Here is a 25,513-nt window from a genome sequence, read left to right as displayed (position 1 = left end):
GTCAAGCCAGATCCACCAGAACAATCTCGCTGTCCTCGATGGCCGTCACTCGCAACACGGGCTCATCGGCAACCGCGACACCATCTCGAGCTTGTGCACGCAAGCCATTGACTTCAATGACCCCGGTGGCCGGCACCAGGTACGCACGGCGCCCGGTGTCCAAATGGTATTCGGCGGACTCGCCGGCCTTCAGGTTGGCCGCTACCAGCCGGGCATCGGCGCGGATGCGCAGGCTCTGGTCGTCGCCTTCCTTGCCGCTGGCCAGGGTGACAAAACCTTCGCGGTCGCCTTTCGGGAACGGTTTGGCGCCCCAGGACGGGGCCAGGCCGGACTCGTTCGGGATGATCCAGATCTGGAAAATCCTCGTCGGCGTCGCTTCCAGGTTGTACTCGCTGTGGGCGATCCCGGTGCCGGCGCTCATGACCTGGACGTCACCGGCTTCGGTGCGGCCCTTGTTGCCAAGGTTGTCCTGGTGGGTAATGGCGCCTTCACGGACATAGGTGATGATTTCCATGTCCCGGTGCGGGTGTTGCGGGAAACCGGTGCCGGGAGCGATCACGTCGTCGTTCCAGACCCGCAGGTTGCCCCAGTTCATACGCTTGAGATCGTAGTATTCGGCGAACGAAAAATGGTGGTGAGCATCCAGCCAGCCGTGGTGAGCGCCGCCGAGCGAGTTGAAAGGTCTGAGTTCAAGCATGATCGTCTCCAGAAAAGGTTCGTCATGGGGCCAGGTGCCTGAGCCACGAAGCGAGACCGGTGAGTGATGACGGCCATCATCCAACAGGCAACAATCGATAAAAAGCGTAAAAAATGCCGCATTCCCATCGAATTAATTGATGTTAAATCACCTCGAAAGGCTCTCATTCAGCCTTCACTTCATCGTATAAGCCAATGAGCGATAAGCAATTGACTAGAACTCGACGGCAAATGCAGACACCATAGCGCTCAACAGCCTCACACCCTGGAGTCAGTCCGCGTGCCGCAACACACCCCCGATCTTCCGCCTGAACTTCGCCCCCTGGCCGAGATGCCGCTGATCAAGCGATGGCTCGCCCGATTCTTCGGCTACAGCCTGACCCGCCTGCACGCACAGCATCGTGCGTCGTGGTTGCATGGCCAGGCCGACGGTTTTCGCAGCGGTCACAGCGCCGGGGTCGATTACGGCTACAAGGAAGGCAAGCTCGAAGGGCTGGAGGAGGGTCGACAGGTTTTGCTGATCCGTGACTCGCGCAGCACCGAACACCGGCCGCCGAATGTCGATGACCTGCTGTTCGACGATTGGCGCCTGCCGTTGAGCGCCGAGTTGAAGAAACGCATGAAGGCCGATGTCGCCCGGTTGTTGCCCACCCATGCCCAACCCAGCGCCGCACAGTGGAAGATGATCTTCAGCGATACGCCGTCCACCTCGGTGATCGCGGGCGCTGGAGCCGGCAAATCGACCACGCTGGTGCTGCGTATTTTGCTGTTGACTCATTACCTGGGCTTTGAACTGAGTTCGATGACGGTGGTGACCTTCACCCGCGAGTCGCGCAAGGACTTCATCAACAAGCTGATCGAACTGTTTGCGCTCTGGGGCCGTGCGATCAGCTTCAAGGAGGCACGGGATCTGGTGCGCACCTTCCACTCGCGGATCCTGCCGATGGTGCGCAGTCTTCCGGGTTTCGAGCGTTTGCAGGCTTTCGAAAATCTAAGCCTGCGGGCCGCACAGGGTGATGAGGAGGTCGACAGCAATCCATTCGATCTGCGTATCAACGACGCTCAACGCCAACAGCTCAACGCCTGCTATCACCGTCTGCACAGTGACAATGAGCGTTTTCGCGAGCTGATCAAGCCATTGTCCCGGCATGCCCTGCAACTCAAGGAGCTGGAGCGCGATCACCCGGATGTACAGAAACGCATGGGCGTTACCGAACTGGCGGCCAAACGCGATGAAGAACTGTGCGACGCCATCGAGAACCTGTGGTTTCGCGCCGGTGCCTGGCCGATCAAGGGCATCGAACCCAATCGCCAGTCGTTCGATATCAACGGTTCGACCTTCCATTGTCACGGCTACATCCCGTCCCTGGATGCCTGGGTGGTGCTGGGGTTCGATCCTCGGGAAAACCCGCAGGTCACGCGACCCAACGCCAAGCTGTCGGTACGCGCAGAGTGGGCAGTCAAACGCACCCTGTTTCAAGCATTCTGCCGTAAACCATTGATATGGCTGGATAGTTACGAGTCATCCAAGCGTGTCCTGGCCTCACTGGCTGGCGATGCCAGTGCCGGGCCGGGCTTCGATTACAAGGTCAAGGGCGAGCTTGCTTCTGCGCCGCTGCTCGATTGCTTTGTCGCCGCCGCCGGGTTCATCGAAAACCTCGGGCTGGATGTGCCGAGCGCCGTCGGCCAGATGAGTTTCGCCAAGGACGATCCCGACCGGTTCTTCTTCGAGGCCTTGAGCCTTTACTGGCGGGCGCTGGAAGATCACTTGCTGGATCAGAAACCGCCGATCATGACCTACAACCGGATGTTCGCTCTGTTCAGCGAGCATTCGCCGCAGAACCTCAAGCTACTCGGCGATGAGCTGCTGCGGCCGCTGTCACACCTGATGATCGACGAATTCCAGGATGTCTCGCCGCAGATCGTCTCCTGGATCAGGGCCAGCCTGGCAGAGATCCGCAGTCGCGGGCCGGCCATGCATGTCGGGCGCGGCGCCCAGCGTTCCTCGCTGCTCTGTGTGGGCGATGACTGGCAGTCCATCTATGGTTGGCGCGGCAGTTCGCCGAGCTACTTCATGGAGTTCAACAAGGAGTTCCCGTCCTCGAGCACCACCAAGGTCATGCTCAGCGACAACTACCGCAGCCACCAGCACATCATCGATGCCGCCGAGCACATCGTGCGCGCAGCACCGGCGATTGCCGGGAAGAAAGCCAAGGCCAGCGGTGAACCCAAGGCATTGCTGCCAGTGAACGTCCTCGATCGTGATGACCAGGGCATGGCCCAGCGCCTGATGGAGCATTACCGAAAGGGCGATTCGATCTTGATGCTTTATCGAAAAAGTAGCGATAAGTTATTGATAGAAGAGCATATTCAGTCTGTACTTAATGTTGATTCTAGCTTGCCGCATGAGGCTCGCAGGCTCAAGCAACTGACCTATCACAGCGCCAAGGGCCTCCAGGCCGATGCGGTGTTTTTGTTGGGCGACTGCCAGCATCTGACCAGCTCGCCTTACAAGAATCAGGTTTACCGGATGGCGGGCCTGGGCAAGGCCGGTGACAGCGAACCCTACGACAACGCCCAGAAGGACGAGATCCTGCGGCTGGCCTACGTGGGTATTACCCGCGCTGTCAGCCATTGCTACTGGTACGTCGATGCACAGGACACCCAGGCCGCGAACATGCCCAAGGCCTCTGACCGGATCGGCAAGGGCAAGGCGTTCTTTGTCGATCATCGTAAAAGCCAAACCACCGCCTGACTTCTGTAGGAGCGAACTCGCTCGCGATGGTCGTTAACGATAACGCGGGTGGTCTGATTGAACGCGGCGCCCTCAAATTCATCGCGAGCAAGCTCGCTCCTACAGGTACAGGGAACAGCGCTCAACAAAAAGCCCACTTGAAGTGGGCTTTTTTAACATCTGAGCCTTCAGGCATAACTCCGGAGGGCTTGAGGGGGTACGAAGGCTTCAAGTTCATCCTCCACCGCTTCAATTATCAGTTCTACATCCGCGGCATTCATGACGGTGGCGCACGGAATGCCGGCAATGGCGATCATGGTCTCGCCAGTGGCACGATCAAAAAGACGGGCAATCATGCTGCCCGGCGCGTCCATGCTCGCCTCGAAACCCATGGGATGAAAATGCCAGCGCATCAGCTGGCAGGCGTTTGGAAACGTGACCTTACTGAACCCTTTATTCATGTGTTGCCCGCCTTCATTATCGAGCGCGTCCGTTAGCTCATGGTAGGAGGGAAGAACCTTCATTGGTTCAACCAGTGACAGTTTTTAAAAGTAGCACCCGGATGTGAAAATAATGTGGAGTTTTCAGGTTGTTTGGCGATTGCCAACGTTTTTTTTGATCCAGCTCACGCTTATCGACCATTTGCCGGCACCCGTCACCCTCGGTTTAGTCGTTGAAGACAACGCGCAAGTTGGGCAAGCTCGGTCTTTTGCCGTCGAGATGTTCAATGCACGCCGATGATGATGGCCCGCTGCAAACCCAGGTCACGGGCGAGACGGTCATGCGCTATCACTTGCGCTGGAAGCACCGGGATCTGGACGGCGTCATGTCGCTCTATCACCCTGAAGTCCAGTACAACGATTTCTTCCAGAACAAAATCATGGGCCTGGCCGAATTGCGCGAGTACGTACGCAACAGCATGCCCCGGGATCCGGATGAGGCGCTGGAGCATTCCGACCGCATTCGACTGGACGGCAACACGGCGTTCATTCAGTACCGCATCACCCTGCGCGGCGGTGAAGGACTGGTGTCGTTCCGCGCCAGCGAAGCGATCACCGTCAAGGACGGGCTGATCTGGCGGGTCAATGAATATGCGTCATTGGTGCACGAGCAACCCGGCAGCAAAACGTCCGGCAACCAGCGCCCGGCGGTCAGCCGACTCGGCCTGTCGCCGCGCCAGTTGAGCTTCATGGCCGATGACCTGCAGCAGTATTTCCAGGGTCAACAGCCTTATCTGGACCCGGAGCTCGATCTGCAACGGGTGGCGAAAGAGTGTGGCTACAGCCGCAACCAGATTTCCTACCTGTTGAACCAGGTGCTGGGCCAGAGCTTCTACCGCTACGTCAACCAGGCGCGCCTGCAACATTTGCTTGCAGCGCTGGATGCCGCGACACCACCCGTGCGTATCGACGAACTGGCCTTCGCCGCCGGATTCAATTCGCTGTCGGCGTTCTACAGCTGTTTCCGCCAGCACACCGGCCAGTCCCCCAAGGCCTACGTCAAACAAATTTCTTTGCGTGCACGCGCGCAAGACAGCGCCTGAGCCCACGCACTAGGATCGACGCCATCGAAGTTTGAGTGGCGGAGTCTTGCATGCCGGCGTGGCGCACTATCAGTTTGTGGATGGACCAGCTCGACGAGCCGCTATTGGCGCGTCCGGCGCTGGAGCGGGACCTGGATGTCGACGTGGCGATCATCGGCGCGGGCTACACCGGGCTCTGGACCGCGTACTACCTCAAACAGCACAAACCTGATTTGAGCATCGCCATCGTCGAAGCGCAAACCGCTGGTTTCGGCGCGTCGGGGCGCAATGGTGGCTGGCTGATGGGCAATTTGCTGGGTGAAGATCGCCTGCTGGCCAATCTGCCGGCCGAAGATCGCCGCACCTCTTATGATCTGTTGCACAGCATTCCGGATGAAGTGGAGATCGTCCTCGAACGCGAGGGGATCGACTGTGATTACCGTAAAGGCGGCGTGCTGTATTGCGCAGCACGCTATCCGGAACAGGAGGCCAGCCTGCGTCACTATCTGGACGATCTTCATCGCCAGGGGCTCAACGACAGCCACTATCGCTGGCTGAACCCGGAACAACTGGCGCAACAGATTCGTGTCGCCAAACCTTACGGCGGCATCTACGCGCCGCACGTAGCGACCATTCACCCGGCCAGGCTGGTACGGGGGCTGGCCCGGGCGGTGGAGCGCCTGGGCGTCAGAATCTACGAAAACAGCGCGGTCACCCATTGGCAGTCCGGCAGTCTGCGCACGGCCAAAGCTTCGGTGCGCTGTCGCTGGGTGGTGCCGGCGGTAGAAGGCTACTCCGTGACGCTGCCGCCATTGGGGTGTTACCAGATGCCGGTGCAAAGCCTCATCGTCGCGACCGAGCCCTTGTCGGCGGCCACCTGGGACGAGATCGGCCTGAGTCGTGGCCAGGCGTTCAGCGAGGCCAGTCGCCAGGTCACCTACGGTCAGCGCACCGCCGACAACCGATTGATCTTTGGCGCCCGAGGCGGCTATCAGTTCGCCGGAAAGCTGCGGCACGACTTCAACCTGACCTCTGACGAAATACAGCTGCGGCGCTACTTGTTCGGCGAATTGTTCCCGCAGTTGAAGAACGTGCAGATCACCCATTCCTGGGGCGGCAACCTGGGTATGTCCCGGCATTTCCAGCCGCACATGCTTTGCGATCGGGCCAACGGCATTGCCCTGTCTGGCGGCTATGGCGGGGAGGGCGTCGGCGTTAGCAACCTGGGAGGTCGCACGCTGGCCGACCTGATCCTGGGGCGCGACACCGATCTGGTGCGCCAACCGTGGGTCATCCCCCAGCGCGGCCTCGATGCACTTCGGGCCTGGGAGCCGGAGCCGATCCGCTGGCTCGGCTACAACGCGATCATCCGCAGCTTTGTCCATGAGGACCAGACCCTGGCCAACCCGGCCACTGCGCCCTGGCGGCGCAAGCTGGCCAGCGGGGTGGCTGGTTTCATGGAAGGTTTCATGCACTAAACGCGCTTCTACATCGACAGGTATTCCCATGAGCATCACGCACTTCAAGAACACCGCAACCCTGAAACTGGACGAATCCAATCCGGTCGCCGTGCCCCTGGGTACCCCGGTGGCCGTGGCTTCGACCACCAGCGTCGAACGCGATGACGGTGTCGAGACCGGCGTCTGGGAATGCACCCCGGGACGCTGGCGGCGGCAGATCGTCGCCCAGGAATTCTGTCACTTCATCCAGGGCCGCTGCACCTTCACCCCGGACGGTGGCGAGCCCCTGCACATAGACGCCGGCGACGCACTGATGTTGCCGGCCAACAGCCTCGGCATCTGGGACATCCAGGAAACCGTGCGCAAGACCTACGTTCTGATTTTCTGAATATTCAATTCTTTGAAATTTGAAAGCTGATCCTTTGATTGCCTGCCAACAAAAAAAACCTACAGGAATCGACTCATGATCCGAAAGACACTGACCCTGGCCCCGCTGTTGCTCGTGGCATCGATCAGCCAGGCCGCCGAAACCGTCAAGATCTACAACTGGTCGGATTACATCGCGCCAGACACCACGAAAAATTTCCAGAAAGAAACCGGCATCGGCTTCACCTACGACGTCTATGACAGCAACGAGACCCTCGATGGCAAGTTGATGACCGGCAAATCCGGCTACGACGTGGTGTTCCCGTCCAACCACTTCATGGCCCGACAGATTGAAGGCGGCGCTTTGAAGAAGCTCGACAAGAGTCAGTTGTCGAACTGGAAAAACCTCAACCCGGTATTGCTCAAGGCATTGCAGACGAACGACCCGGGCAACGAACACGGCTTCCCGTACCTGTGGGGCAGCACCGGCATCGGCTACAACATTGCCAAGGTCAAGGCGGTGCTGGGGGACAACGCCCCGGTGGACTCCTGGGACCTGATCTTCAAGCCCGAGAACATGCAGAAACTGCAGAAGTGCGGCGTGGCCATCCTCGACAATGGCCCCGAGCTGCTACCGGCGGCGTTGAACTACCTCGGGTTGCCGCCTCACAGCAAGAACCCGCAAGACTACAAGAAGGCCGAAGCCCTGCTGATGAAAGTGCGGCCGTATGTCAGCTATTTCCACTCGTCCAAGTACACCAGCGACCTGGCCAACGGCGATATCTGCGTCGCGGTCGGTTTCTCCGGCGACATCCTGCAAGCGGAAAACCGCGCCAGGGAAGCCAACAACGGCATCGACATCGGCTACTCGATTCCCAAGGAAGGCGCCGCGATCTGGTTCGATATGGTCGCGATGCCGGCCGACGCTCCGGACGAAAAGGCCGGTTACGCCTTCATGAACTACCTGCTGCGCCCGGACGTCATGGCCAGCGTCAGCAACTACGTGCATTACGCCAATGGCAACGAGACGGCCGACAGTCTGATCGACCCGGCGATCAAAAACGACACCAAGGTTTACCCAAGCCCGGAAATGATGGGCAAGCTGTTTGCCCTGGAAGCCATGCCGCTGAACATCGACCGGGTGCGTACCCGGGTCTGGAACAAGATTCGCACCGGCAGCTAAAGCGGGGAGCGGCCATCGGGACAGGACGTCCCGATGCCATCGTCTTCAGCCGACCGGCTCGGCTGCACAACTCATCTGGCCTGAGCCGGGTATCTGGAAAAACACGTCATCGTCGATTTGCCAGAAGCTGTAGCTGCCTTTGTAATCCTTGCCCGTGTACCGGGTTCCGGAATTGTCGGGCACCTGATCCAGCGTCACCGAGGTGTTGGCCCATTTCAGGAACACCACGCCCGGTTCGACGGTAAAGAAGGTCGCGGCGACCAATGCGTTAAACCCTGCGCAACGATAAGCCAATGGGCCTTCCGTGAGCCTGCTGGGGTCCTTGGTTCTGGCAATGGCCGAACCCTGGCGCAGTTGGAACGCACGCTCGGCATAACTTCGCACGACGCACGCCCTGGCTTGAGCCCCGCCACCACACTGGTTACGGGACTCAATCCAGAACCGCTGATCGATCTCGACTTTATTCGGGCGCGGCACTGAATGGTCGTCGCTGAGCGCCAGGAGATAAAGGCGATCGAGTTCCAGGTCCATGCGCGCCAGTTGAGGGTCGTGACAGATAAGCTTTTCGGCGGATGCCTGGGGCGTGGCGCAATCGAAACTGGTTTTGTACGTTGGCAAAGGCTTTGGTTTTGCCTTTGTGGCGGCGTCACACAGGCTCGCCGTCACGCACGTGCTGACGGCGAGCACAGAGGCCAGAAGTGGCATGACCATTTTCATTTCGGCGTCACCTGAGTCTTTGCGTGATGCCCGTATTGCAACGCCTGTGTCGAAGCGTTGCACAGTCATTCGGTCGCACGGGGTCTATCGAGTGTAAAGCAGTGCTCGAAACCTGCCACATCGTGCCAGGAGAAACGTCAGTCTTCTTCTTCGCGAATCGTCGCCACTTCATCGGCCCTGACTTTCACCATCGCCCCCGAAATGTCCTCAAACTCAAAGAATCCGTCCTTGGTTTTGGTCTTCGGCATGTCTTTGGTCAGGTATTGAGTGCCGTTCTGCAGCGTCACCACCGTTTGCGTAGAGCAACCGCTCAGCGCCAGCAGGGCCGCTACAGCCAGGGGCAAGCCCAATGTCTTGATGTCCATGATCAACCTCCCGTTCGTTTAAAGCAGCGCCACCAGCCCGAGGCTGTCACTGCACCTCTATGGCGGTTGGTGCCGCCAGGGGGCAGAAAGTTCTACTGCCTTGGGAAAAATCCGTATTGCGCCGCCATTTATCCTTTTCCGATTGCGCCACGAGGCGTGGAACTGGTATCTGTATGCATAACCAGTATCTATCGCCATGGCCCATTTTCCAGTGACCGCAAATCCCCTCGACGATCCGTTCTACTACTTGAACAACTTCATGCAAGTGCTTGATTGGCTTGAGCAGCGCTTTGCCGATGTGCTGAGCGTCGACGAACTGCGTTTCATTAATGAGTTTAAGCGGTTGCCCCGTGAATCGCAGGCACTGCTGGTCAGAATGGTCATGCGCAAGGGCGTTCATTTCAGGGCGAGCAAACTGCATTACGAGGAAATCGGCGATACCGGCAGCGCCGTCGGGCCGCTGTTAGCGCTTGGTTGGGTCGATGAGCAAATGCCATTGGCGGTCGAAGCGCTGTTTGAGGTGCTGCTCAAGGGGGAAGTCCTCCAGGCCTTTGGCCCGGCGATCGATCAACCCAGAGGCAAGAAAGCCGATTGGTTGCCGGCGCTGTGCGAACAGTTTCCCCAAGTGCAAAGCTTCAATGATTGGTGCCCGACCCTGGACGAGCGTCTGTTCAGTCTGACCATCATGCAATTGTGCGATCGCCTGCGCCTGATGTTTTTCGGCAACCTGTATCAGGACTGGTCGGAGTTCGTGTTGGCCGACCTCGGTATCTACACCTACGAAAAAGTCGAATTCTGCGCCGAATCCCGTGGCTTGCGCAGCCGCGAAGACGTGGATGCCTGCATCCTCCTGCACGGGTACCAGCAACAATTCGAGGCCGGTGAAGCGCTGGAAGAGGTGGCCGAACGGATCAAGAGCCTGGCGCTGGACAATCCGTGGTTGCAACGCCGGCGCGGCAAGCTGCTGTTCCAGATGGCCCAGTACTGCGAACGCATCGCGGATTTCTCCATGGCCCTGAGCCTGTACCGCGAATGCGCTTATCCCGGCGCGCGGGCGCGGCTCATCCGCGTGCTGGAACGCAGCGGCCAGTTCGAGCAGGCCATGGACCTGGCCGAGCAGGCCGAACAGGCACCGGAAAGCGCCGCCGAACACCAGCAGTTGCTCCGCGTGCTGCCACGCCTGCGGCGCAAGCTTGGCGGGCCGCCCATCAAGCGGGCAGCGCCTCGGGAAATGCAGCGTCTGGACCTGCAATTACCCCGGACAGACCCTGCGTTATCGGTGGAGTTCTACGTTCAGGCACACCTTGCGCAAGAGTCGGCGCCGGTGCACTACGTCGAAAACAGCCTGGTCAATTCACTGTTTGGCCTGCTGTGCTGGCCGGCGATTTTCGCGCCTTTGCCGGGTGCGTTTTTTCACCCGTTCCAGCGCGGGCCGGTGGATCTGCTCAGCGAAGACTTCCAGGTCCGCCGGGCCGAACTGTTTCAGGCTTGCCTGGCCGAACTCGACGACGGGCGCTACCGGCAGACCATCCGCGAACGTTATGCCGCCAAGTGGGGCGTGCAGTCGCCGTTCGTGTTCTGGAGCGTGCTCAGCGAAGCGTTGCTGGAGCAAGCCCTCGATTGCCTCCCGGCCGAGCACCTCAAGCACTGGTTCAATCGCCTCTTGCTGGACATCAGGGCCAATCGCGCCGGCATGCCGGACCTGATCCAGTTCTGGCCGCAGCAAAAGACCTACCGCATGATCGAAGTCAAAGGCCCGGGCGATCGCCTGCAGGACAACCAGCTGCGCTGGTTGGAGTTCTGCCATGAACACCAGATGCCCATCGCCGTCTGTTACGTGCAATGGGCGGAGCAGGGCGATTGAGCTATAGCATTGCGGTGCGGGCGCTGTGCGAGTTCACCGCCAAGGTCGGCGATCTCGACCTGCGCTTCACACCGTCACCGACCGCGCTGGAAGGTATCGTCGGTCACCGCACCGTGGCCTCGCGACGCAGCGAGGGTTACCAAAGCGAAGTCGCCCTCGAGGGCCAGTATCAGACCTTGACGGTCAAGGGCAGGGCGGATGGTTATGACCCCGGGCAAAACTGCCTGGAGGAGGTCAAGACCTACCGCGGCGACCTGAGCAAACAACCGGCCAACCACCGTCAATTGCATTGGGCCCAGGTGAAAATCTACGGCTGGTTGATGTGCCGCAAACTGGATCTGGCACGGATCAATCTGGCACTGGTGTATTTCGATATCGTCAGCGAAAAGGAGACCTGCCTGGTCGAGCTTTTCGAAGCCACCGAGCTGCAACCATTCTTCGAACGGCATTGCGCGCGGTTCCTGCAATGGGCCGAGCAGGAAGTCGCCCATCGAGAAGGGCGCAATCGGGCCGCGCAGGGCCTGGCCTTTCCCCATGCCGGTTTTCGACCGGGGCAGCGCCATCTGGCCGAGTCGGTGTTCAAGGCCGTCAGCACGGGGCGCTGCCTGATGGCCCAGGCGCCCACGGGCATCGGCAAGACCCTGGGCACCTTGTTTCCCATGCTCAAGGCGCTGGCGCCGCAGCAACTGGACAAGGTGTTCTTCCTCACGGCGAAAACCCCGGGGCGGCAACTGGCCCTGGACGCCGCGCAAGTGATTCTTTCCAGCGTCGATGCGCCACCGTTGCGGGTGCTGGAGATGATCGCCCGGGACAAGGTCTGCGAACACCCGGACAAAGCCTGCCACGGCGAGTCCTGCCCACTGGCCCGGGGCTTCTACGATCGCCTGCCCGCCGCTCGGCAGGCGGCCAGCCAGATGAGCCTGTTGAACCAGAGCATCTTGCGCGAGATTGCCCTGGCGCACGATGTCTGCCCGTATTACCTGAGCCAGGAAATGGCGCGTTGGGCCGACGTGGTGGTTGCCGACTACAACTATTACTTCGATTTCAGCGCGCTGCTGTTCGGTCTGGCCCAGGCCAACAACTGGAAGGTCGCGGTGCTGGTGGACGAAGCCCACAACCTGGTGGAGCGCGGCCGGCAGATGTACAGCGCCAGCCTCGATCAGGCGACCTTCAACGGCGTGCGCAAAACCGCGCCTGAAGTGCTGAAAAAACCGATGCAGCGGGTCAACCGCGAGTGGAATGCCCTGCATAACGGGCAAACCGGCGCCTATCAGGCCTATGACAAGGCGCCGGAAAAGCTGCTTCAGGCACTGTCATCGTGCAGCGCCAGCATGGGTGACTACCTCAACGATCACCCTCAAGGCCTGGACAGCACGCTCCAGGGGTTTTACTTCGACATGCTGCACTTTTGCCGGGTCGCCGAACTGTTCGATGAGCAGTTCCTGTTCGACATCAGCAAGCGCGACCTGGAGCGCCAGCGCAACCTCTCGCAACTGTGCCTGCGCAATGTGGTCCCCGCCGGGTTCATCCGCCCACGCCTGACCGCCGCGCGGAGCACGGTGCTGTTTTCCGCGACCCTCAGCCCGCGGCACTATTACGCCGATTTACTGGGAACACCGGCGGACACCGTGTGCATCGACGTCGAGTCGCCGTTTCACGCCGATCAACTGCAAGTGCACATCGTCGACCAGATATCCACCCGGTTCGTCCATCGCCAGTCGTCTCTTGAGCCGATCGTGGACTTGATCGCCAGGCAGTTCTGCGAGCGCCCCGGCAATTACCTGGCGTTTTTCAGCAGTTTCGATTATTTGCAGCAGGTGGCGCAGTTGCTGGCCGAGAAACATCCGCACATCAGTCTGTGGTCACAGTCCCGAGGGATGGGCGAAGCGCAGCGCCAGCAGTTTCTCGACCGGTTCCACGCCGACGGCCAGGGCATCGGTTTTGCGGTGCTGGGTGGGGCCTTCGGTGAAGGCATCGATTTGCCCGGCGCCAGATTGATCGGCGCGTTTATCGCCACGCTGGGGCTGGCGCAGCTCAATCCGGTGAACGAGCAACTGAAACGGCGCATGGCCGCGATTTTCGGTGCCGGTTATGACTACACCTATCTTTATCCCGGTGTGCAGAAAGTGGTACAGGCCGCTGGACGGGTGATCCGTACGCAACAGGATCAAGGGGTGGTGATGTTGATCGACGACCGTTTTGGCGAGAGCAAGGTCAGGCAGTTGCTGCCGCGTTGGTGGGCGTTTCAAAATCCCGGCATGACGCATACTCCAAACCAGCGCTGCGGGCCATTGAGCAGCACCCCCCCAAGGCCTCAGCCAGACACTCAACGGGCGAATCACGGCGAACAGCACCAACGCGACCCGCAGCGCCCGCCAATCCCCGTGTGCGATCAGCACAATACCGACGCAGGTAAGACGATGTGAGCGCCAGGGTCAGCAACACAGTGCCCTGCACCGCCACCCAGGCAGTAAAGTTCATCAACCGATGGTGGCGCGCAAGTACTCGGGGGTTAGCACGTTGAACCACATCAGGATCATCGTTACCAGAATGGTTACCAGCACCAATAACCCGACAGCCCAGACGCACGCGGCATTGAGCAAGCCCTGTTCCTTGCGCTCATGCATGAAAGTCGGCAGCCCGATGAACAGCAGGAACGTCGAATAAACCGAAGCCGCCGCCAGTACGATGATCGCAAGCCAGCGACTGGGGTACAGACCTGCAATACCTGCGATGAAGAAAGGCGTTGCGGTGTAAGCCGCGAAACCGATGCACTGGTTGATTGTCGGCCTGGCTTCGAAGGCGCGGGACATCCAGCGGATGAACGCGCCCATCACGGCGATACCGCCAATGATGGTCAGGTACAGCAACGCACTCAGTTGCAGTGCGCTGTGGGTGCTGAGCCGTACCGTTTCGTTTTCCGCCAGGCTCCAGCCGACGTAAGTCGTACCGATGAACAGGCACGTGGCGGGAATCAGGGCCAATAGCAGCAAATGAGCCAGGTAGTGGCGCGGATGGGCTTCCTCTTCCTTGCGAATATCCGTCCAGGCGAAGTTCGGTTGAGTGAACAGTTTGACGATAGGTGCGGACATGACGACCTCCAGGTATCAGGATCTATACGTTGTGGAGCGCTGGAGGTCGTCGCGGGTTCAACTTTTCAACGGCGTCACAGTATCGGTTTGCCACCGGTAACGCCGTAACGCTGGCCCGTGATGTAGCTGGCTTCATCCGAGGCCAGCAGCACGTAGATCGGTGCGACTTCCACGGGTTGACCAGGGCGGCCGAGTGCGGTGTTGGCACCGAAGTTTTCTACCTTTTCATCGGTCATCGTCGAGACGATCAGGGGTGTCCAGATCGGCCCCGGCGCGACGCTGTTGACCCGGATATTCCTGGGCCCCAGCAACTGGCCGAGGCCGGCGCTGAAGTTGGCGATTGCGCCCTTGGTGGTGGCATAGGCCAACAGGGACGGATTGGGCAAGTCGGAATTGACGGAGCTGGTGTTGATGATCGAGCCGCCAGGTCTCATGTGTTTCAGGGCCGCCTGGCAAATCCTGAAGATGGCGGTGATGTTGACGTCGAAGGTCATCACCCATTCATCATCCGAAATGTCTTCGAGGCTGTCGTGAGTCATCTGGAATGCGGCGTTGTTGACCAGCACATCGATGCGACCGAAGCGCTCGGCGGTTTTTTCCACCAGGGCCCGGCAGTGCGCCTTCTGCGCCACGTCCCCCGGCAGCAGCAGGCATTGGCGACCTGCCAGCTCGATCCAGCGAGCGGTTTGCCTGGCGTCCTCATGTTCATTGAGGTAGGCGAGCGCCACATCGGCGCCTTCACGGGCGAAGGCAATGGCGACCGCACGGCCGATGCCGCTGTCGCCGCCGGTGATCAGGGCGATTTTGCCGACCAGACGATCGGAACCCTTATAGGAGTGCTCGCCACAATCAGGCACGGGATCCATTGGGTGCTGAGCGCCGGGGACCGCTTGATGCTGCTTGGGGAAGGGTGGTTTGGGATAGTCGTTCATCATCGATCTCCGATCTCAAGGCTAAGGCGTCAGAGGGTTGACCCTGAGGTTTTAACTGGAGTTCGGTTGGATTTTTGATGCCCCGGTCGCTGTAGGAGCGAGCCTGCTCCCACAGGGATCTTCGTTGTTGTTGAGGCGCGGGTCAGGCCTTGAGACGGTGCAAGCTGCGCTCCATCCGCGCAATGCCTTCTTCCAGCAACGACCGTGGGCAGCCGAAGTTCAGGCGTACGAACTGCTGGCAGTCATCGCCGAAGTCCAGGCCGGCGCTCAAACCCACCTTGGCCTGTTCGAGGAAGAACCGTTGCGGGTCGTCCAGCCCCAGCGCTGTGCAATCAAGCCACGCCAGGTAGGTGCTTTGCGGCAGGTTCATGGTGATGCCCGGCAGTCGGGTGCGCACGGCCTCGGCGAGGAAGTCGCGGTTGCCTTGCAGGTAGACTTTCAGCTCGGCCAGCCATGGCGCCGCTTCGCTGTAGGCAACACGGGTGGCTTCCATGCCCAGCGGATTGACGCTGTCGACCATGCCGCAACGGGCGTGGTTGACCTTTTCGCGCAGGTGGCGGTCCTGGATGATCATGAACGAGGTCTTGAGACCTGCGATGTTGTAGGCCTTGCTCGCCGACATCAGCGTGATGGTGCGCTGGGCGACTTGCGGGCTCAGGGTCGCCATCGGAATGTGCTGGCGACCGTCGAAGCACAGCTCGGCGTGGATCTCGTCGGAAATGATCCAGGCATCATGCTCAAGGCAAATGTCGGCAATGGCTTGCAGCTCTGCGCGGGGGAAGGCCTTGCCCAGAGGGTTGTGCGGGTTGCTCAGCAGCAGCGCGCCACCACCTTGCAGCGACTGGCTCAGGGTATCGAGCGGTGTGGTGTAGGTGCCGTCGGCTTGCGCATCGAAATTCAGTTCGACCTTGTTCAGGCCCCAATGGCCTGGTGCATGACGCAGCGGCGGGTAGTTCGGCACCTGCACAACGACATTCTGTGGCGCCTGTACCAGCGCCTTCAGCGCCATGTTGAAGCCGGACTCGACGCCCGGCAGGAAAATCAGCTCCTGGGGCTCGACGCGCCAGGCGTACTTGTTCCAGAGGTCGGCAACGATTGCCTCGCGCAAGTCATCCTGGGCCACGCTGTAGCCGACCATCGGGTGTTCCAGTCGCTTTTGCAGGGCCTGGATGATCACCGGCGGCGCGGCGAAATCCATGTCGGCGACCCACATCGGCAACACGTCGGCCGGGTAGCGGCTCCACTTGGTACTGCCGGTGTGGTGGCGGTCGAACACCTGATCAAAATCGAAAGTCATGCGGGATCTCGTAGAAGCGGGGTTGAACATGCGCCAATGATAAACGCCAACCCCCTGTAGGAGCGAGCCTGCTCGCGAAGGAGTGTCAGATACGGTGATGTCGACTGACACTCCTTCGCGAGCAGGCTCGCTCCTACAAGGATTTTCACGGCCCGCTGGATTTGCCCGACGGTCGGTTTTCACACAAAGCACTAGTGCATTGACTACAGTTTGTAGTGTCGGCAGCCAGACTGCCCCGACCGTGGTTGTTCAAAAAAGCCCGGCCATGTACCGGGTTCCACCTGATCAGGAGTGCACGATGGATCTCAGCCGTCGTCAGTTCTTCAAGGTCGCCGGTATCGGCCTTGCAGGCTCTAGCCTGGGCGCGTTGGGCATGGCCCCGACGGTTGCCTTTGCCGAACAGGTGCGTCATTTCAAGCTCGCCCACACCCATGAAACCCGCAACACCTGTCCGTATTGCTCGGTCGGTTGCGGCTTGATCATGTACAGCCAGGGCGATGACGCGAAGAATGTCGCGCAAAACATCATCCACATCGAAGGTGACGCCGACCACCCGGTCAACCGCGGTACCCTTTGCCCCAAAGGCGCGGGCCTGCTGGACTTCATTCACAGTCCCAGTCGTCTCCAGTACCCGCAGGTGCGCAAGCCTGGCACCAAGGAGTGGGTACGAGTTTCCTGGGATGAAGCCCTCGATCGCATCTCCGACCTGATGAAGGCCGACCGCGACGCCAACTTCATCGAGAAGAACGCCAAGGGGCAAACGGTGAACCGCTGGTTGACCACCGGTTTTCTCGCGGCATCGGCGTCGTCGAACGAAGCCGGCTATATCACCCATAAGGTGATTCGCAGTCTCGGCATGCTGGGGTTCGATAACCAGGCGCGTGTCTGACACGGCCCGACGGTGGCAAGTCTTGCCCCGACGTACGGCCGTGGTGCCATGACCAACCACTGGACCGATATCGCCAACGCGAATCTGGTTCTGGTGATGGGCGGCAACGCAGCAGAAGCGCACCCGTGCGGCTTCAAATGGGTGACCGAAGCCAAGGCGCACAACAAGGCGCGACTGATCGTGGTCGATCCGCGTTTTACCCGGACCGCCTCGGTGGCCGACTATTACGCGCCGATCCGCACCGGTACCGACATCGCCTTCATGGGCGGGCTGATCAATTACCTGCTGACCGAAGACAAGATCCAGCACGAGTACGTGCGGGCCTATACGGACGTGTCGTTCATCGTCAAGGCCAGCTACGGTTTCGAGGACGGGTTGTTCAGCGGTTACGACGCGAGCAAGCGCACCTACACCGACAAGTCTGGCTGGGGCTACGAAATAGGCGAGGACGGCTTCGCCAAAGTCGACCCGACCTTGCAAGACCCTCGTTGCGTCTACCAATTGATGAAGCAGCACTACAGCCGCTACACCCTGGAGCTGGCCAGTCAGGTCTGCGGCATGCCCGTGGACGCCATGCAGAAAATCTGGGAAGAGATCGCCACCTGCTCGCAACCGGGCAAAACCATGACGATTCTCTACGCGCTGGGCTGGACCCAGCATTCGACCGGCTCGCAGATGATCCGCAGCGCAGCCATGGTGCAACTGCTGCTGGGCAACGTCGGCATGCCGGGCGGGGGCGTCAATGCTCTGCGCGGGCACTCCAACATCCAGGGCCTGACCGACCTCGGCTTGCTGTCCAACCTGTTGCCCGGTTACCTGACCTTGCCGGCCGAGGCCGAACAGGATTACAACGCCTACATCGCCAAGCGCGCACTCAAGCCGCTGCGTCCCGGGCAGATGTCCTACTGGCAGAACTACGGCAAGTTCCACGTCAGCCTGATGAAGGCCTGGTACGGCGCCAATGCCACCGCCGAGAATCACTGGGGTTACGACTGGCTGCCCAAGCTGGACATTCCCGGCTACGACATCCTGAAAATGTTCGACATGATGGGCAAGGGCGAGGTCAATGGCTACCTGTGCCAGGGTTTCAACCCGATCGCCGCCTTGCCGGACAAAAACCGGGTGATGAAGGCGTTGGCCAAACTCAAGTGGCTGGTGGTGATGGACCCGTTGGCTACCGAAACCTCGGAGTTCTGGCGCAACGTCGGGCCTTACAACGACGTGGAAACGGCCAGCATCCAGACCGAGGTCATCCGCCTGCCCACCACCTGCTTCGCCGAAGAAAACGGTTCGCTGGTCAACAGCGGTCGCTGGCTGCAATGGCACTGGAAGGGGGCCGATGGCCCGGGGCTGGCGCGCACCGACGTGAAAATCATGGCCGAGCTGTTCTTGCGCCTGCGCAAGCGTTATCAGGCCGACGGCGGTGCCTGGGCCGAGCCGATCCTCAAGCTCGACTGGCCCTACAAAATACCGGATGACCCGACGCCGGAAGAGCTGGCCCGGGAATTCAACGGCTACGCCGTCGCCGATGTCACCGACGCCTCGGGCGCGGTGGTCAAGGCCGGACAGCAGTTGTCCGGCTTCGGCCAGCTCAAGGACGATGGCAGTACGGCGTCCGGTTGCTGGATCTTCTGCGGCAGCTGGACCGAGCAGGGCAACAACATGGCCCGGCGTGACAACAGCGACCCTTTCGGCATGAAGCAGAACCTGGGTTGGGCCTGGGCCTGGCCGATGAACCGACGGATTCTCTACAACCGCGCCTCTTGCGACCCTCAAGGCAAACCATGGGACGCGAACAAACGGCTGGTGTGGTGGAACGGCAAGGTCTGGACCGGCACCGACGTGCCCGACTACAAAGTCGACGCCCCACCGGAAGCGGGCATCAACCCGTTCATCATGAACCCCGAAGGCGTGGCGCGTTTCTTCGCCCTCGACAAGATGAACGAAGGGCCGTTTCCGGAACACTATGAGCCGTTCGAGACGCCCATCGGCATCAACCCGATGCACCCCAACAACAAGCAGGCGACCAGCAACCCGGCCGGGCGGATCTTCGATTCAGTCTGGGAAACCCTCGGGCAGGCCAAGGACTTCCCGTATGCGGCGACCAGCTACCGGCTGACCGAACACTTCCACTTCTGGACCAAGCATTGCCCGATCAATGCCATTACCCAACCTGAGCAGTTCGTCGAAATCGGCGAGGTGCTGGCCAAGGAGAAGGGCATTGCCGCCGGTGACCGAGTAAGGGTCAGCTCCAAGCGCGGGCATATCGAAGCGGTGGCGGTGGTGACCAAGCGGATTCGTCCATTGCAGGTCAATAACCAAGTGGTGCATCAGATCGGTATCCCGTTGCACTGGGGTTTCACCGGCGCAACCCGCCACGGTTATCTGACCAACACCCTGGTGCCGTTCCTCGGCGATGGCAATACACAGACCCCGGAATCCAAGTCATTCCTGGTCAACGTGGAGAAAGTCTAAATGGCCAGCCAAGACATCATTGCCCGCTCGGCCACCACCACGCCCGCGCCGTCGGTGCGCGGCGTGGAGGAAGTCGCCAAGCTGATCGATACCACCAAATGCATCGGCTGCAAGGCCTGCCAGGTCGCCTGTTCGGAATGGAACGAGCTGCGCGATGAAGTCGGTCACAACCATGGCACCTACGACAACCCGCAGGACCTCACCGCAGAAACCTGGACCTTGATGCGTTTCACCGAGCACGAGACCGACGCCGGCAACCTGGAATGGCTGATCCGCAAGGACGGCTGCATGCACTGCGCCGAGCCCGGTTGCCTGGCGGCGTGCCCCAGCCCGGGGGCGATCATCAAGCACGCCAATGGCATCGTCGATTTCGATCAGGATCACTGCATCGGTTGCGGCTATTGCATCACCGGGTGCCCGTTCAACATTCCACGGATCTCGCAGAAGGATCACAAGGCCTACAAATGCACCTTGTGTTCGGACCGGGTGGCGGTGGGGCTGGAACCGGCCTGCGTGAAAACCTGTCCGACGGGTGCCATCGTGTTCGGCTCCAAGGACGACATGAAGGAGCATGCGGCCGAGCGCATCGTCGACCTCAAGAGCCGTGGCTTTGAAAACGCCGGTCTGTACGACCCCGAAGGCGTCGGTGGCACCCATGTGATGTACGTGTTGCACCACGCCGATACGCCAAGGCTGTACGCCGGCTTGCCCGATCACCCGGCGATCAGTCCGTTGGTGGGGCTGTGGAAGGGCATCAGCAAACCCCTGGCGCTGCTGGCCATGGGCGCGGCGGTGCTGGCCGGGTTTTTCCACTATGTGCGCGTCGGCCCGCAAATCGTCGAGGAGGATGAGCATCCGCAGCCGCCGGACAACGCCGTGCATGAGGTCGATCCGTCGGTGCATACCTTCGATCCCCGTGGGGAGGGCAGGCCATGAGCGACAAGACGATCCTGCGCTATACCAGCAACCAGCGCACCCATCACTGGCTGGTGGCGATTCTGTTCCTGATGGCCGGGCTGTCCGGGCTGGCGCTGTTCCACCCGGCATTGTTCTGGCTGAGCAACCTGTTCGGCGGCGGGCCATGGACGCGCATCCTGCACCCGTTCATGGGCGTACTGATGTTCGTGCTGTTTCTAGGCCTGGTGTTTCGCTTCTGGCGCGCCAACTACTTCATCGCCAATGATCGCCTGTGGCTAAGGCGCATCGACCGGGTCATGAAGAATGAAGAGGAAGGCGTCCCGCCCATCGGCAAATACAACCCCGGGCAGAAGCTGCTGTTCTGGACTTTACTGCTGTGCATGCTGGTGCTGTTGTTCAGCGGGCTGGTGATCTGGCGTGCCTACTTCAGCGAGTATTTCGGCATCACCGCGATTCGCTGGGCGATGTTGTTGCATGCGTTGGCCGGTTTCGTGCTGATTCTGAGCATCATCGTGCACATCTATGCCGGCATCTGGATCAAGGGCTCGGTCAGCGCCATGTTGCACGGCACGGTCAGCCGCGCCTGGGCCAGGAAACACCACGAACTCTGGTATCGCCAAGTGACTCAAGATGAGACCCGCGACGAAGCGCCTGAGCGACCGATCACCAAAAAGGGCTGACATTTGCCAACTATCCTGGAACCTGGAGAAATCGAAGCGGCGGCCAGTTCGCCGCCGTTTCTGTACATGCCACCGCATGAGCTTTTCAGCCTGCGTGCCCAGCGCCTGGAAAGCCTGGCCGAAGGGCACCCGCTGGCCGAATACCTGCGCCTGATCGCCGGGTTGTGCCGAGTGCAGCAACAGGTGCTGGACGACCCGCCGACAAGCGAACCCCTTGACCGACAACGCATCGAACTGTGCCAGCAACACGGCTTGCCGCCGTTCGCGGCCGACAGCCTGGCGCGCGAAGACGATTGGCAGCTTTACCTCGATGCCTTGTTGCAGCGCTATAGCGCACCGCCGCAATCGGCCGTGGTCGATGCCGTGGACACCTTGCGCCTGGCCGATGCCGGACAACGTCGCGCCTGGGCGGTGGCACTGGTCAGCGGTCAGTATTCGCTGGTGCCGGCCGCGCTGGTGCCGTTCCTCGGCGCGGCGCTGCAAACAGCCTGGAGCCATTGGCTGTTGAGCACGCCGAACCTGGCGCTGAGCGCAGGCGACAGCCTCAGCCAGTGTCCGGCCTGTGGCTCGCCGGCCATGGCCGGAGTGATCCGCCATCGCGGCAAGCACAACGGTTTGCGTTACCTGGTCTGTTCGTTGTGCGCCTGCGAGTGGCATGTGGTGCGTGTCAAGTGCGTGTATTGCGAGCAGAGCAAGGGCCTGGAATACCTCAGCCTTGAAGATGACCGTCATGCCGCCAACCAGGCACCGTTGCGCGCCGAAGTCTGCCCCGGTTGCAACAGCTATCTGAAGTTGCTCTATCTGGAGAACGATGCGGACGCCGAAGCGTTGTCGGCCGACTTGTCCAGCCTGATGCTCGACATGCGCCTGAGCCAGGACGGTTATCAGCGTCTGGCGCCGAATCTGTTGCTGGCGCCGGGAGACGAATAACCGCAGCGTCTACACTCTGGCGCGAGGGTCATTCGTTTTCAGGAGCGCCAGATGTCTGCTCGCAGTGCCAGCCAACCCCTGCGCCTACCTTCCATCGACAGTCTGTTGCGTCACCCGGCGTGCCGACCGTTGGCCGAGCGCTACGGGCGTGACGCCTTGCTGGGCGCCTTGCGGCTATTGCTGGATGAATTGCGCGAAGGGGTGCGGCAGGGTTTGCTCGAACCTGCAGAAGTCAGCACCGACGTGCTGGCGGGCAGGGTGGGCGAGCGATTGGCTAACGAGCATCGCAGCCATGTGCGCCGGGTGTTCAACCTCACCGGCACGGTCTTGCACACCAACCTCGGTCGGGCGCTGTTGCCCGAGGAAGCGATCGAGGCGGTGCAAATGGCCGCGCGCTATCCGCTCAACCTCGAATTCGACCTGCGTAGCGGCAAGCGTGGAGATCGCGACAACCTGATCGAAGGCTTGATCCGCGAGCTGACCGGCGCCGAAGCGGTGACCGTGGTCAACAACAATGCGGCGGCGGTGCTCTTGACCCTCAACAGCCTGGGCGCGCGCAAGGAAGGGATTATCTCCCGGGGTGAACTGATTGAAATCGGCGGCGCCTTCCGCATCCCCGACATCATGGCCCGCGCCGGGGTGAAGCTGCATGAAGTCGGCACCACCAACCGTACCCATGCCCGCGACTATGAGACGGCCATCGGCCCGCGCAGCGGCTTGATCATGCGCGTGCATGCAAGCAACTACAGCATTCAAGGTTTCACCACGAGCGTGTCGACCGCCGAACTGGCGCAACTGGCCCATCTGCACGGTTTGCCACTGCTCGAAGACCTTGGCAGTGGCAGCCTGCTGGACCTGACCCGCTGGGGTTTGCCGGCAGAGCCAACGGTGCGTCAGGCCCTGCTCGATGGCGCGGACATCGTCACCTTCAGTGGCGACAAACTGCTCGGCGGCCCGCAAGCGGGGTTGATTGTCGGACGCAAGGATTTGATTGCCAGGATCAAGAAAAACCCGCTCAAGCGTGCGCTGCGGGTCGACAAAATGACCCTGGCCGCCCTGGAAGCTGTGTTGGGTTTGTACCGCAACCCTGATCGCCTCGCCGAACGCTTGCCGAGCCTGCGCCTGCTGACCCGGCCACAGGCCGATATTCTCGCCCAGGCCGAGCGTTTGCAGCCGGTGCTGGTCCAAGTGCTGGGTGATGGCTGGAGCGTCAGCGCCATGCCGGCACTGGGCATGATCGGCAGCGGCAGCCAACCGGTGGCGCGGTTGGCCAGCGCAGCATTGTGTCTGCGCCCACTGACCTCCAAGCGCTTGCGCGGGCGCGCCCTGTTGAATCTGGAAGAGGCCTTTCGCGCCTTGCCGATTGCGGTCCTGGGGCGCATCGACGATGACGCCCTGTGGCTGGACCTGCGGCAACTGGACGACGAGCCGGCATGGCTGGCGCAACTGAATCAATTACAGGTGGAGGGCCGGGCAGGGTGATTGTCGGCACCGCGGGGCATATCGACCATGGCAAAACGGCGCTGCTCCAGGCGTTGACCGGTCAGGCGGGTGACCGGCGCCGCGAAGAGCGCGAGCGCGGCATGACCATCGACCTCGGCTATCTGTATGCCGCACTGGAGCCGGGTGCGCAGTTGACCGGATTCATCGACGTTCCCGGCCATGAGCGCTTCACCCACAACATGCTGGCCGGGGCGCAGGGCATCGATCTGGTGTTGCTGGTGGTGGCCGCCGATGACGGGGTGATGCCGCAGACCCGCGAGCACCTGGCGATAGTCGAGTTGTTGGGCATCCCTCGGGCACTGGTAGCGATCAGCAAGTGCGATCGGGTCGACAGCGCCCGGGTACAGGACGTGCGCGAGCAGATCCATACCTTGCTGGCGCCCGGCCCCTATGCCGATGCGCCGCTGATTGCACTGTCGAGCGTCACCGGCGAGGGCATCGAAAACCTGCGCCAACAATTGCTGCAAACCCAGCGTGACGTTCAGCAACGCAGCACCGAAGGTGGCTTTCGCCTGGCGATCGACCGGGCCTTCAGTGTGGCCGGCACCGGTATCGTGGTGACCGGCACGGCGTTGTCCGGCCAGGTCACGGTGGGCGATACCCTGCTGCTGGGGCCACAAGGTAAACCGGTGCGCATTCGCGGCCTGCACGCGCAAAACCAGGCCGCCGAGCATGCCTTTGCCGGCCAGCGCGTGGCGTTGAACCTGAGTGCCGAACGGCTGGCCCTGGAACACATCCATCGCGGCCACTGGCTACTCGCCGAAGGTCTGTATGCGCCCACCCAGCGCCTGGACATCGACATGCAACTGCTGACCAGCGAACCCCGGGGCTTCGAGCACTTTCAACCGGTGCACGTGCACCTCGGCACCCAGGACGTCACCGGGCGCGTCGCCTTGCTGGAGGGGACCAGCCTGGCACCCGGTGGACGGATGTTTGCGCAACTGTTGCTCAATACAGCGGTACATGCGGTGAAGGGTGATCCGCTAATCCTGCGTGACCAGAGTGCCCAACGAACCCTGGGCGGCGGCCGGGTTCTCGATCCGTTTGCCCCTTCTCGGCAACGCCGCAGCCCCGAACGCCTGGCTCAACTGGGGGCGCTGGCGAACTGTGCCGGGCTGGAAGATGTTTTGCCGGCGTTGCTGGCCCATAGCGACACCGGACTCGATCCGCAGCGCCTGGAGCGGCAGTTCAACCGACCGCGCAGCCGTTGGGTGTTGCCCGCTGACGTGCGCCTGATCGAAACCCGCCAAGGCCCATTGCTGTTCAGCGCCAGTCGCTGGGAATCCTTGAAAGCGCCTTTGGTGGAGCAACTCGCGCGTTTCCATGAACTCGAACCGGATCAGATGGGCCCGGACCGGGACCGCCTGCGTCGATTCAGCGGCAACATGCTGGAGCGTTCGACCTTTATCAGCCTGATCGACGAGTTGTTGGCCAGCGGCGACATCGCCAGCAGCGGACCATGGTTGCATCTGCCCGGGCATCAGGTGCGCTTGAACGAAGAGGATGAAACCCTGTGGCTACAATTGCAGCCGCTATTCGAACAGGCCGGATTCGACCCGCCCTGGGTGCGCAATCTGGGACATGACGAAGCAACTGTCCGTGCATTGCTGCGCAAAATGGCGCGCCTGGGCTTGATGCACCAGGTGGTGCGCGACCTGTTCTACACCGACAGCATGATTCGCCGATTGGCGGCTATGCTGTTGCAACTGGCGGACGCCAACCCGGTGATCCAGGTGACGGCGTTTCGAGATGCGGTGGGCCTGGGGCGAAAGCGCAGCATCCAGATACTGGAGTACTTCGACCGTATCGGCCTGACCCGGCGTTTTGGTGATCGACGCCAGATTCGCCTGGACAGTGCGTTTGCCCAACGCAATGAGCACTGATTAAAGG

At 61.0% G+C, this 25,513-nt stretch carries 20 protein-coding genes; 13 read left to right on the top strand and 7 right to left on the bottom strand.

What is annotated here, in order from left to right:
* Position 1: 1 nt before the first annotated feature.
* Positions 2-697 carry a pirin family protein gene (locus tag BSF44_RS02890; protein ID WP_095942183.1) on the bottom strand — a complete coding sequence of 232 codons (696 nt, stop codon included), beginning with the start codon at positions 695-697 and terminating at the stop codon, positions 2-4.
* 279 nt (positions 698-976) lie between these two features.
* Here BSF44_RS02890 and BSF44_RS02885 point away from each other — a divergent pair, with 279 nt between their 5' ends.
* Entirely contained in the window at positions 977-3,451 is a 2,475-nt protein-coding gene (locus BSF44_RS02885; RefSeq protein ID WP_095942182.1) for a UvrD-helicase domain-containing protein, read from the top strand.
* Between the two features lie 167 nt (positions 3,452-3,618).
* Here BSF44_RS02885 and BSF44_RS02880 read toward each other — a convergent pair whose 3' ends face one another.
* Positions 3,619-3,891, bottom strand: coding sequence for a DUF1652 domain-containing protein (locus tag BSF44_RS02880; protein WP_095942234.1), 273 nt, complete (start codon positions 3,889-3,891; stop codon positions 3,619-3,621).
* 266 nt (positions 3,892-4,157) lie between these two features.
* On the opposite strand from BSF44_RS02880, the gene BSF44_RS02875 reads away from it, so the two are divergent.
* The 4 genes from BSF44_RS02875 (at position 4,158) to BSF44_RS02860 (ending at position 7,961) form a co-directional block, all read left to right on the top strand.
* Positions 4,158-4,973 (top strand): helix-turn-helix domain-containing protein, encoded by an 816-nt coding sequence (locus BSF44_RS02875; RefSeq protein ID WP_095942181.1) that lies wholly within the window; start codon positions 4,158-4,160, stop codon positions 4,971-4,973.
* A 50-nt stretch (positions 4,974-5,023) separates the two neighbouring features.
* A complete protein-coding gene (locus tag BSF44_RS02870; protein ID WP_095942180.1) occupies positions 5,024-6,430 on the top strand; it encodes an FAD-binding oxidoreductase in 1,407 nt (468 codons plus the stop codon).
* A gap of 28 nt (positions 6,431-6,458) precedes the next feature.
* Positions 6,459-6,800, top strand: a complete 342-nt coding sequence (locus BSF44_RS02865; RefSeq protein ID WP_095942179.1) for a cupin domain-containing protein — start codon at positions 6,459-6,461, stop codon at positions 6,798-6,800.
* A gap of 75 nt (positions 6,801-6,875) precedes the next feature.
* On the top strand, positions 6,876-7,961 hold the full coding sequence (locus BSF44_RS02860) for a polyamine ABC transporter substrate-binding protein (protein ID WP_095942178.1): 1,086 nt from the start codon (positions 6,876-6,878) through the stop codon (positions 7,959-7,961).
* 45 nt (positions 7,962-8,006) lie between these two features.
* Here BSF44_RS02860 and BSF44_RS02855 read toward each other — a convergent pair whose 3' ends face one another.
* Positions 8,007-8,678 (bottom strand): MliC family protein, encoded by a 672-nt coding sequence (locus tag BSF44_RS02855; protein ID WP_095942177.1) that lies wholly within the window; start codon positions 8,676-8,678, stop codon positions 8,007-8,009.
* 137 nt (positions 8,679-8,815) lie between these two features.
* Positions 8,816-9,043 carry a YgdI/YgdR family lipoprotein gene (locus BSF44_RS02850; protein WP_095942176.1) on the bottom strand — a complete coding sequence of 76 codons (228 nt, stop codon included), beginning with the start codon at positions 9,041-9,043 and terminating at the stop codon, positions 8,816-8,818.
* 196 nt (positions 9,044-9,239) lie between these two features.
* On the opposite strand from BSF44_RS02850, the gene BSF44_RS02845 reads away from it, so the two are divergent.
* Both BSF44_RS02845 and BSF44_RS02840 read left to right on the top strand, forming a co-directional pair.
* Entirely contained in the window at positions 9,240-10,907 is a 1,668-nt protein-coding gene (locus BSF44_RS02845; protein ID WP_095942175.1) for a VRR-NUC domain-containing protein, read from the top strand.
* Positions 10,904-13,333 carry an ATP-dependent DNA helicase gene (locus tag BSF44_RS02840; RefSeq protein ID WP_256588946.1) on the top strand — a complete coding sequence of 810 codons (2,430 nt, stop codon included), beginning with the start codon at positions 10,904-10,906 and terminating at the stop codon, positions 13,331-13,333. The genes BSF44_RS02845 and BSF44_RS02840 overlap by 4 nt, the downstream gene beginning before the upstream one ends.
* Before the next feature lie 54 nt (positions 13,334-13,387).
* On the opposite strand, the gene BSF44_RS02830 is transcribed toward BSF44_RS02840, so the two are convergent.
* The 3 genes from BSF44_RS02830 to BSF44_RS02820 form a co-directional block, all read right to left on the bottom strand.
* On the bottom strand, positions 13,388-13,999 hold the full coding sequence (locus BSF44_RS02830; protein WP_095942174.1) for a Yip1 family protein: 612 nt from the start codon (positions 13,997-13,999) through the stop codon (positions 13,388-13,390).
* Between the two features lie 74 nt (positions 14,000-14,073).
* Positions 14,074-14,931 (bottom strand): glucose 1-dehydrogenase, encoded by an 858-nt coding sequence (locus BSF44_RS02825; RefSeq protein ID WP_095942173.1) that lies wholly within the window; start codon positions 14,929-14,931, stop codon positions 14,074-14,076.
* A gap of 142 nt (positions 14,932-15,073) precedes the next feature.
* Positions 15,074-16,228: a MalY/PatB family protein gene (locus BSF44_RS02820; RefSeq protein WP_095942172.1), complete on the bottom strand. Its 1,155-nt coding sequence runs from the start codon at positions 16,226-16,228 to the stop codon at positions 15,074-15,076.
* Between the two features lie 298 nt (positions 16,229-16,526).
* Here BSF44_RS02820 and fdnG point away from each other — a divergent pair, with 298 nt between their 5' ends.
* From fdnG to selB, 6 genes are read left to right on the top strand one after another with little or no spacing between them, the layout of a single operon-like run.
* Positions 16,527-19,592: a formate dehydrogenase-N subunit alpha gene (gene fdnG, locus BSF44_RS02810; protein ID WP_141249986.1), complete on the top strand. Its 3,066-nt coding sequence runs from the start codon at positions 16,527-16,529 to the stop codon at positions 19,590-19,592.
* Positions 19,593-20,528, top strand: coding sequence for a formate dehydrogenase subunit beta (fdxH, locus tag BSF44_RS02805; protein ID WP_095942169.1), 936 nt, complete (start codon positions 19,593-19,595; stop codon positions 20,526-20,528).
* On the top strand, positions 20,525-21,190 hold the full coding sequence (locus BSF44_RS02800) for a formate dehydrogenase subunit gamma (RefSeq protein ID WP_095942168.1): 666 nt from the start codon (positions 20,525-20,527) through the stop codon (positions 21,188-21,190). The genes fdxH and BSF44_RS02800 overlap by 4 nt, the downstream gene beginning before the upstream one ends.
* A 3-nt stretch (positions 21,191-21,193) precedes the next feature.
* Positions 21,194-22,120 (top strand): formate dehydrogenase accessory protein FdhE, encoded by a 927-nt coding sequence (gene fdhE / locus BSF44_RS02795; protein ID WP_095942167.1) that lies wholly within the window; start codon positions 21,194-21,196, stop codon positions 22,118-22,120.
* A 51-nt stretch (positions 22,121-22,171) separates the two neighbouring features.
* Positions 22,172-23,602 carry an L-seryl-tRNA(Sec) selenium transferase gene (gene selA, locus BSF44_RS02790; RefSeq protein WP_095942166.1) on the top strand — a complete coding sequence of 477 codons (1,431 nt, stop codon included), beginning with the start codon at positions 22,172-22,174 and terminating at the stop codon, positions 23,600-23,602.
* Positions 23,599-25,506, top strand: a complete 1,908-nt coding sequence (gene selB / locus BSF44_RS02785) for a selenocysteine-specific translation elongation factor (RefSeq protein WP_095942165.1) — start codon at positions 23,599-23,601, stop codon at positions 25,504-25,506. Before selA ends, selB begins: the two co-directional genes overlap by 4 nt.
* Positions 25,507-25,513 lie beyond the last annotated feature (7 nt).

Source organism: Pseudomonas sp. ACN8, from assembly GCF_002303925.1.
Taxonomy (GTDB): Bacteria; Pseudomonadota; Gammaproteobacteria; order Pseudomonadales; family Pseudomonadaceae; genus Aquipseudomonas.
This window is presented reverse-complemented; position numbering and strand designations above follow the sequence as displayed.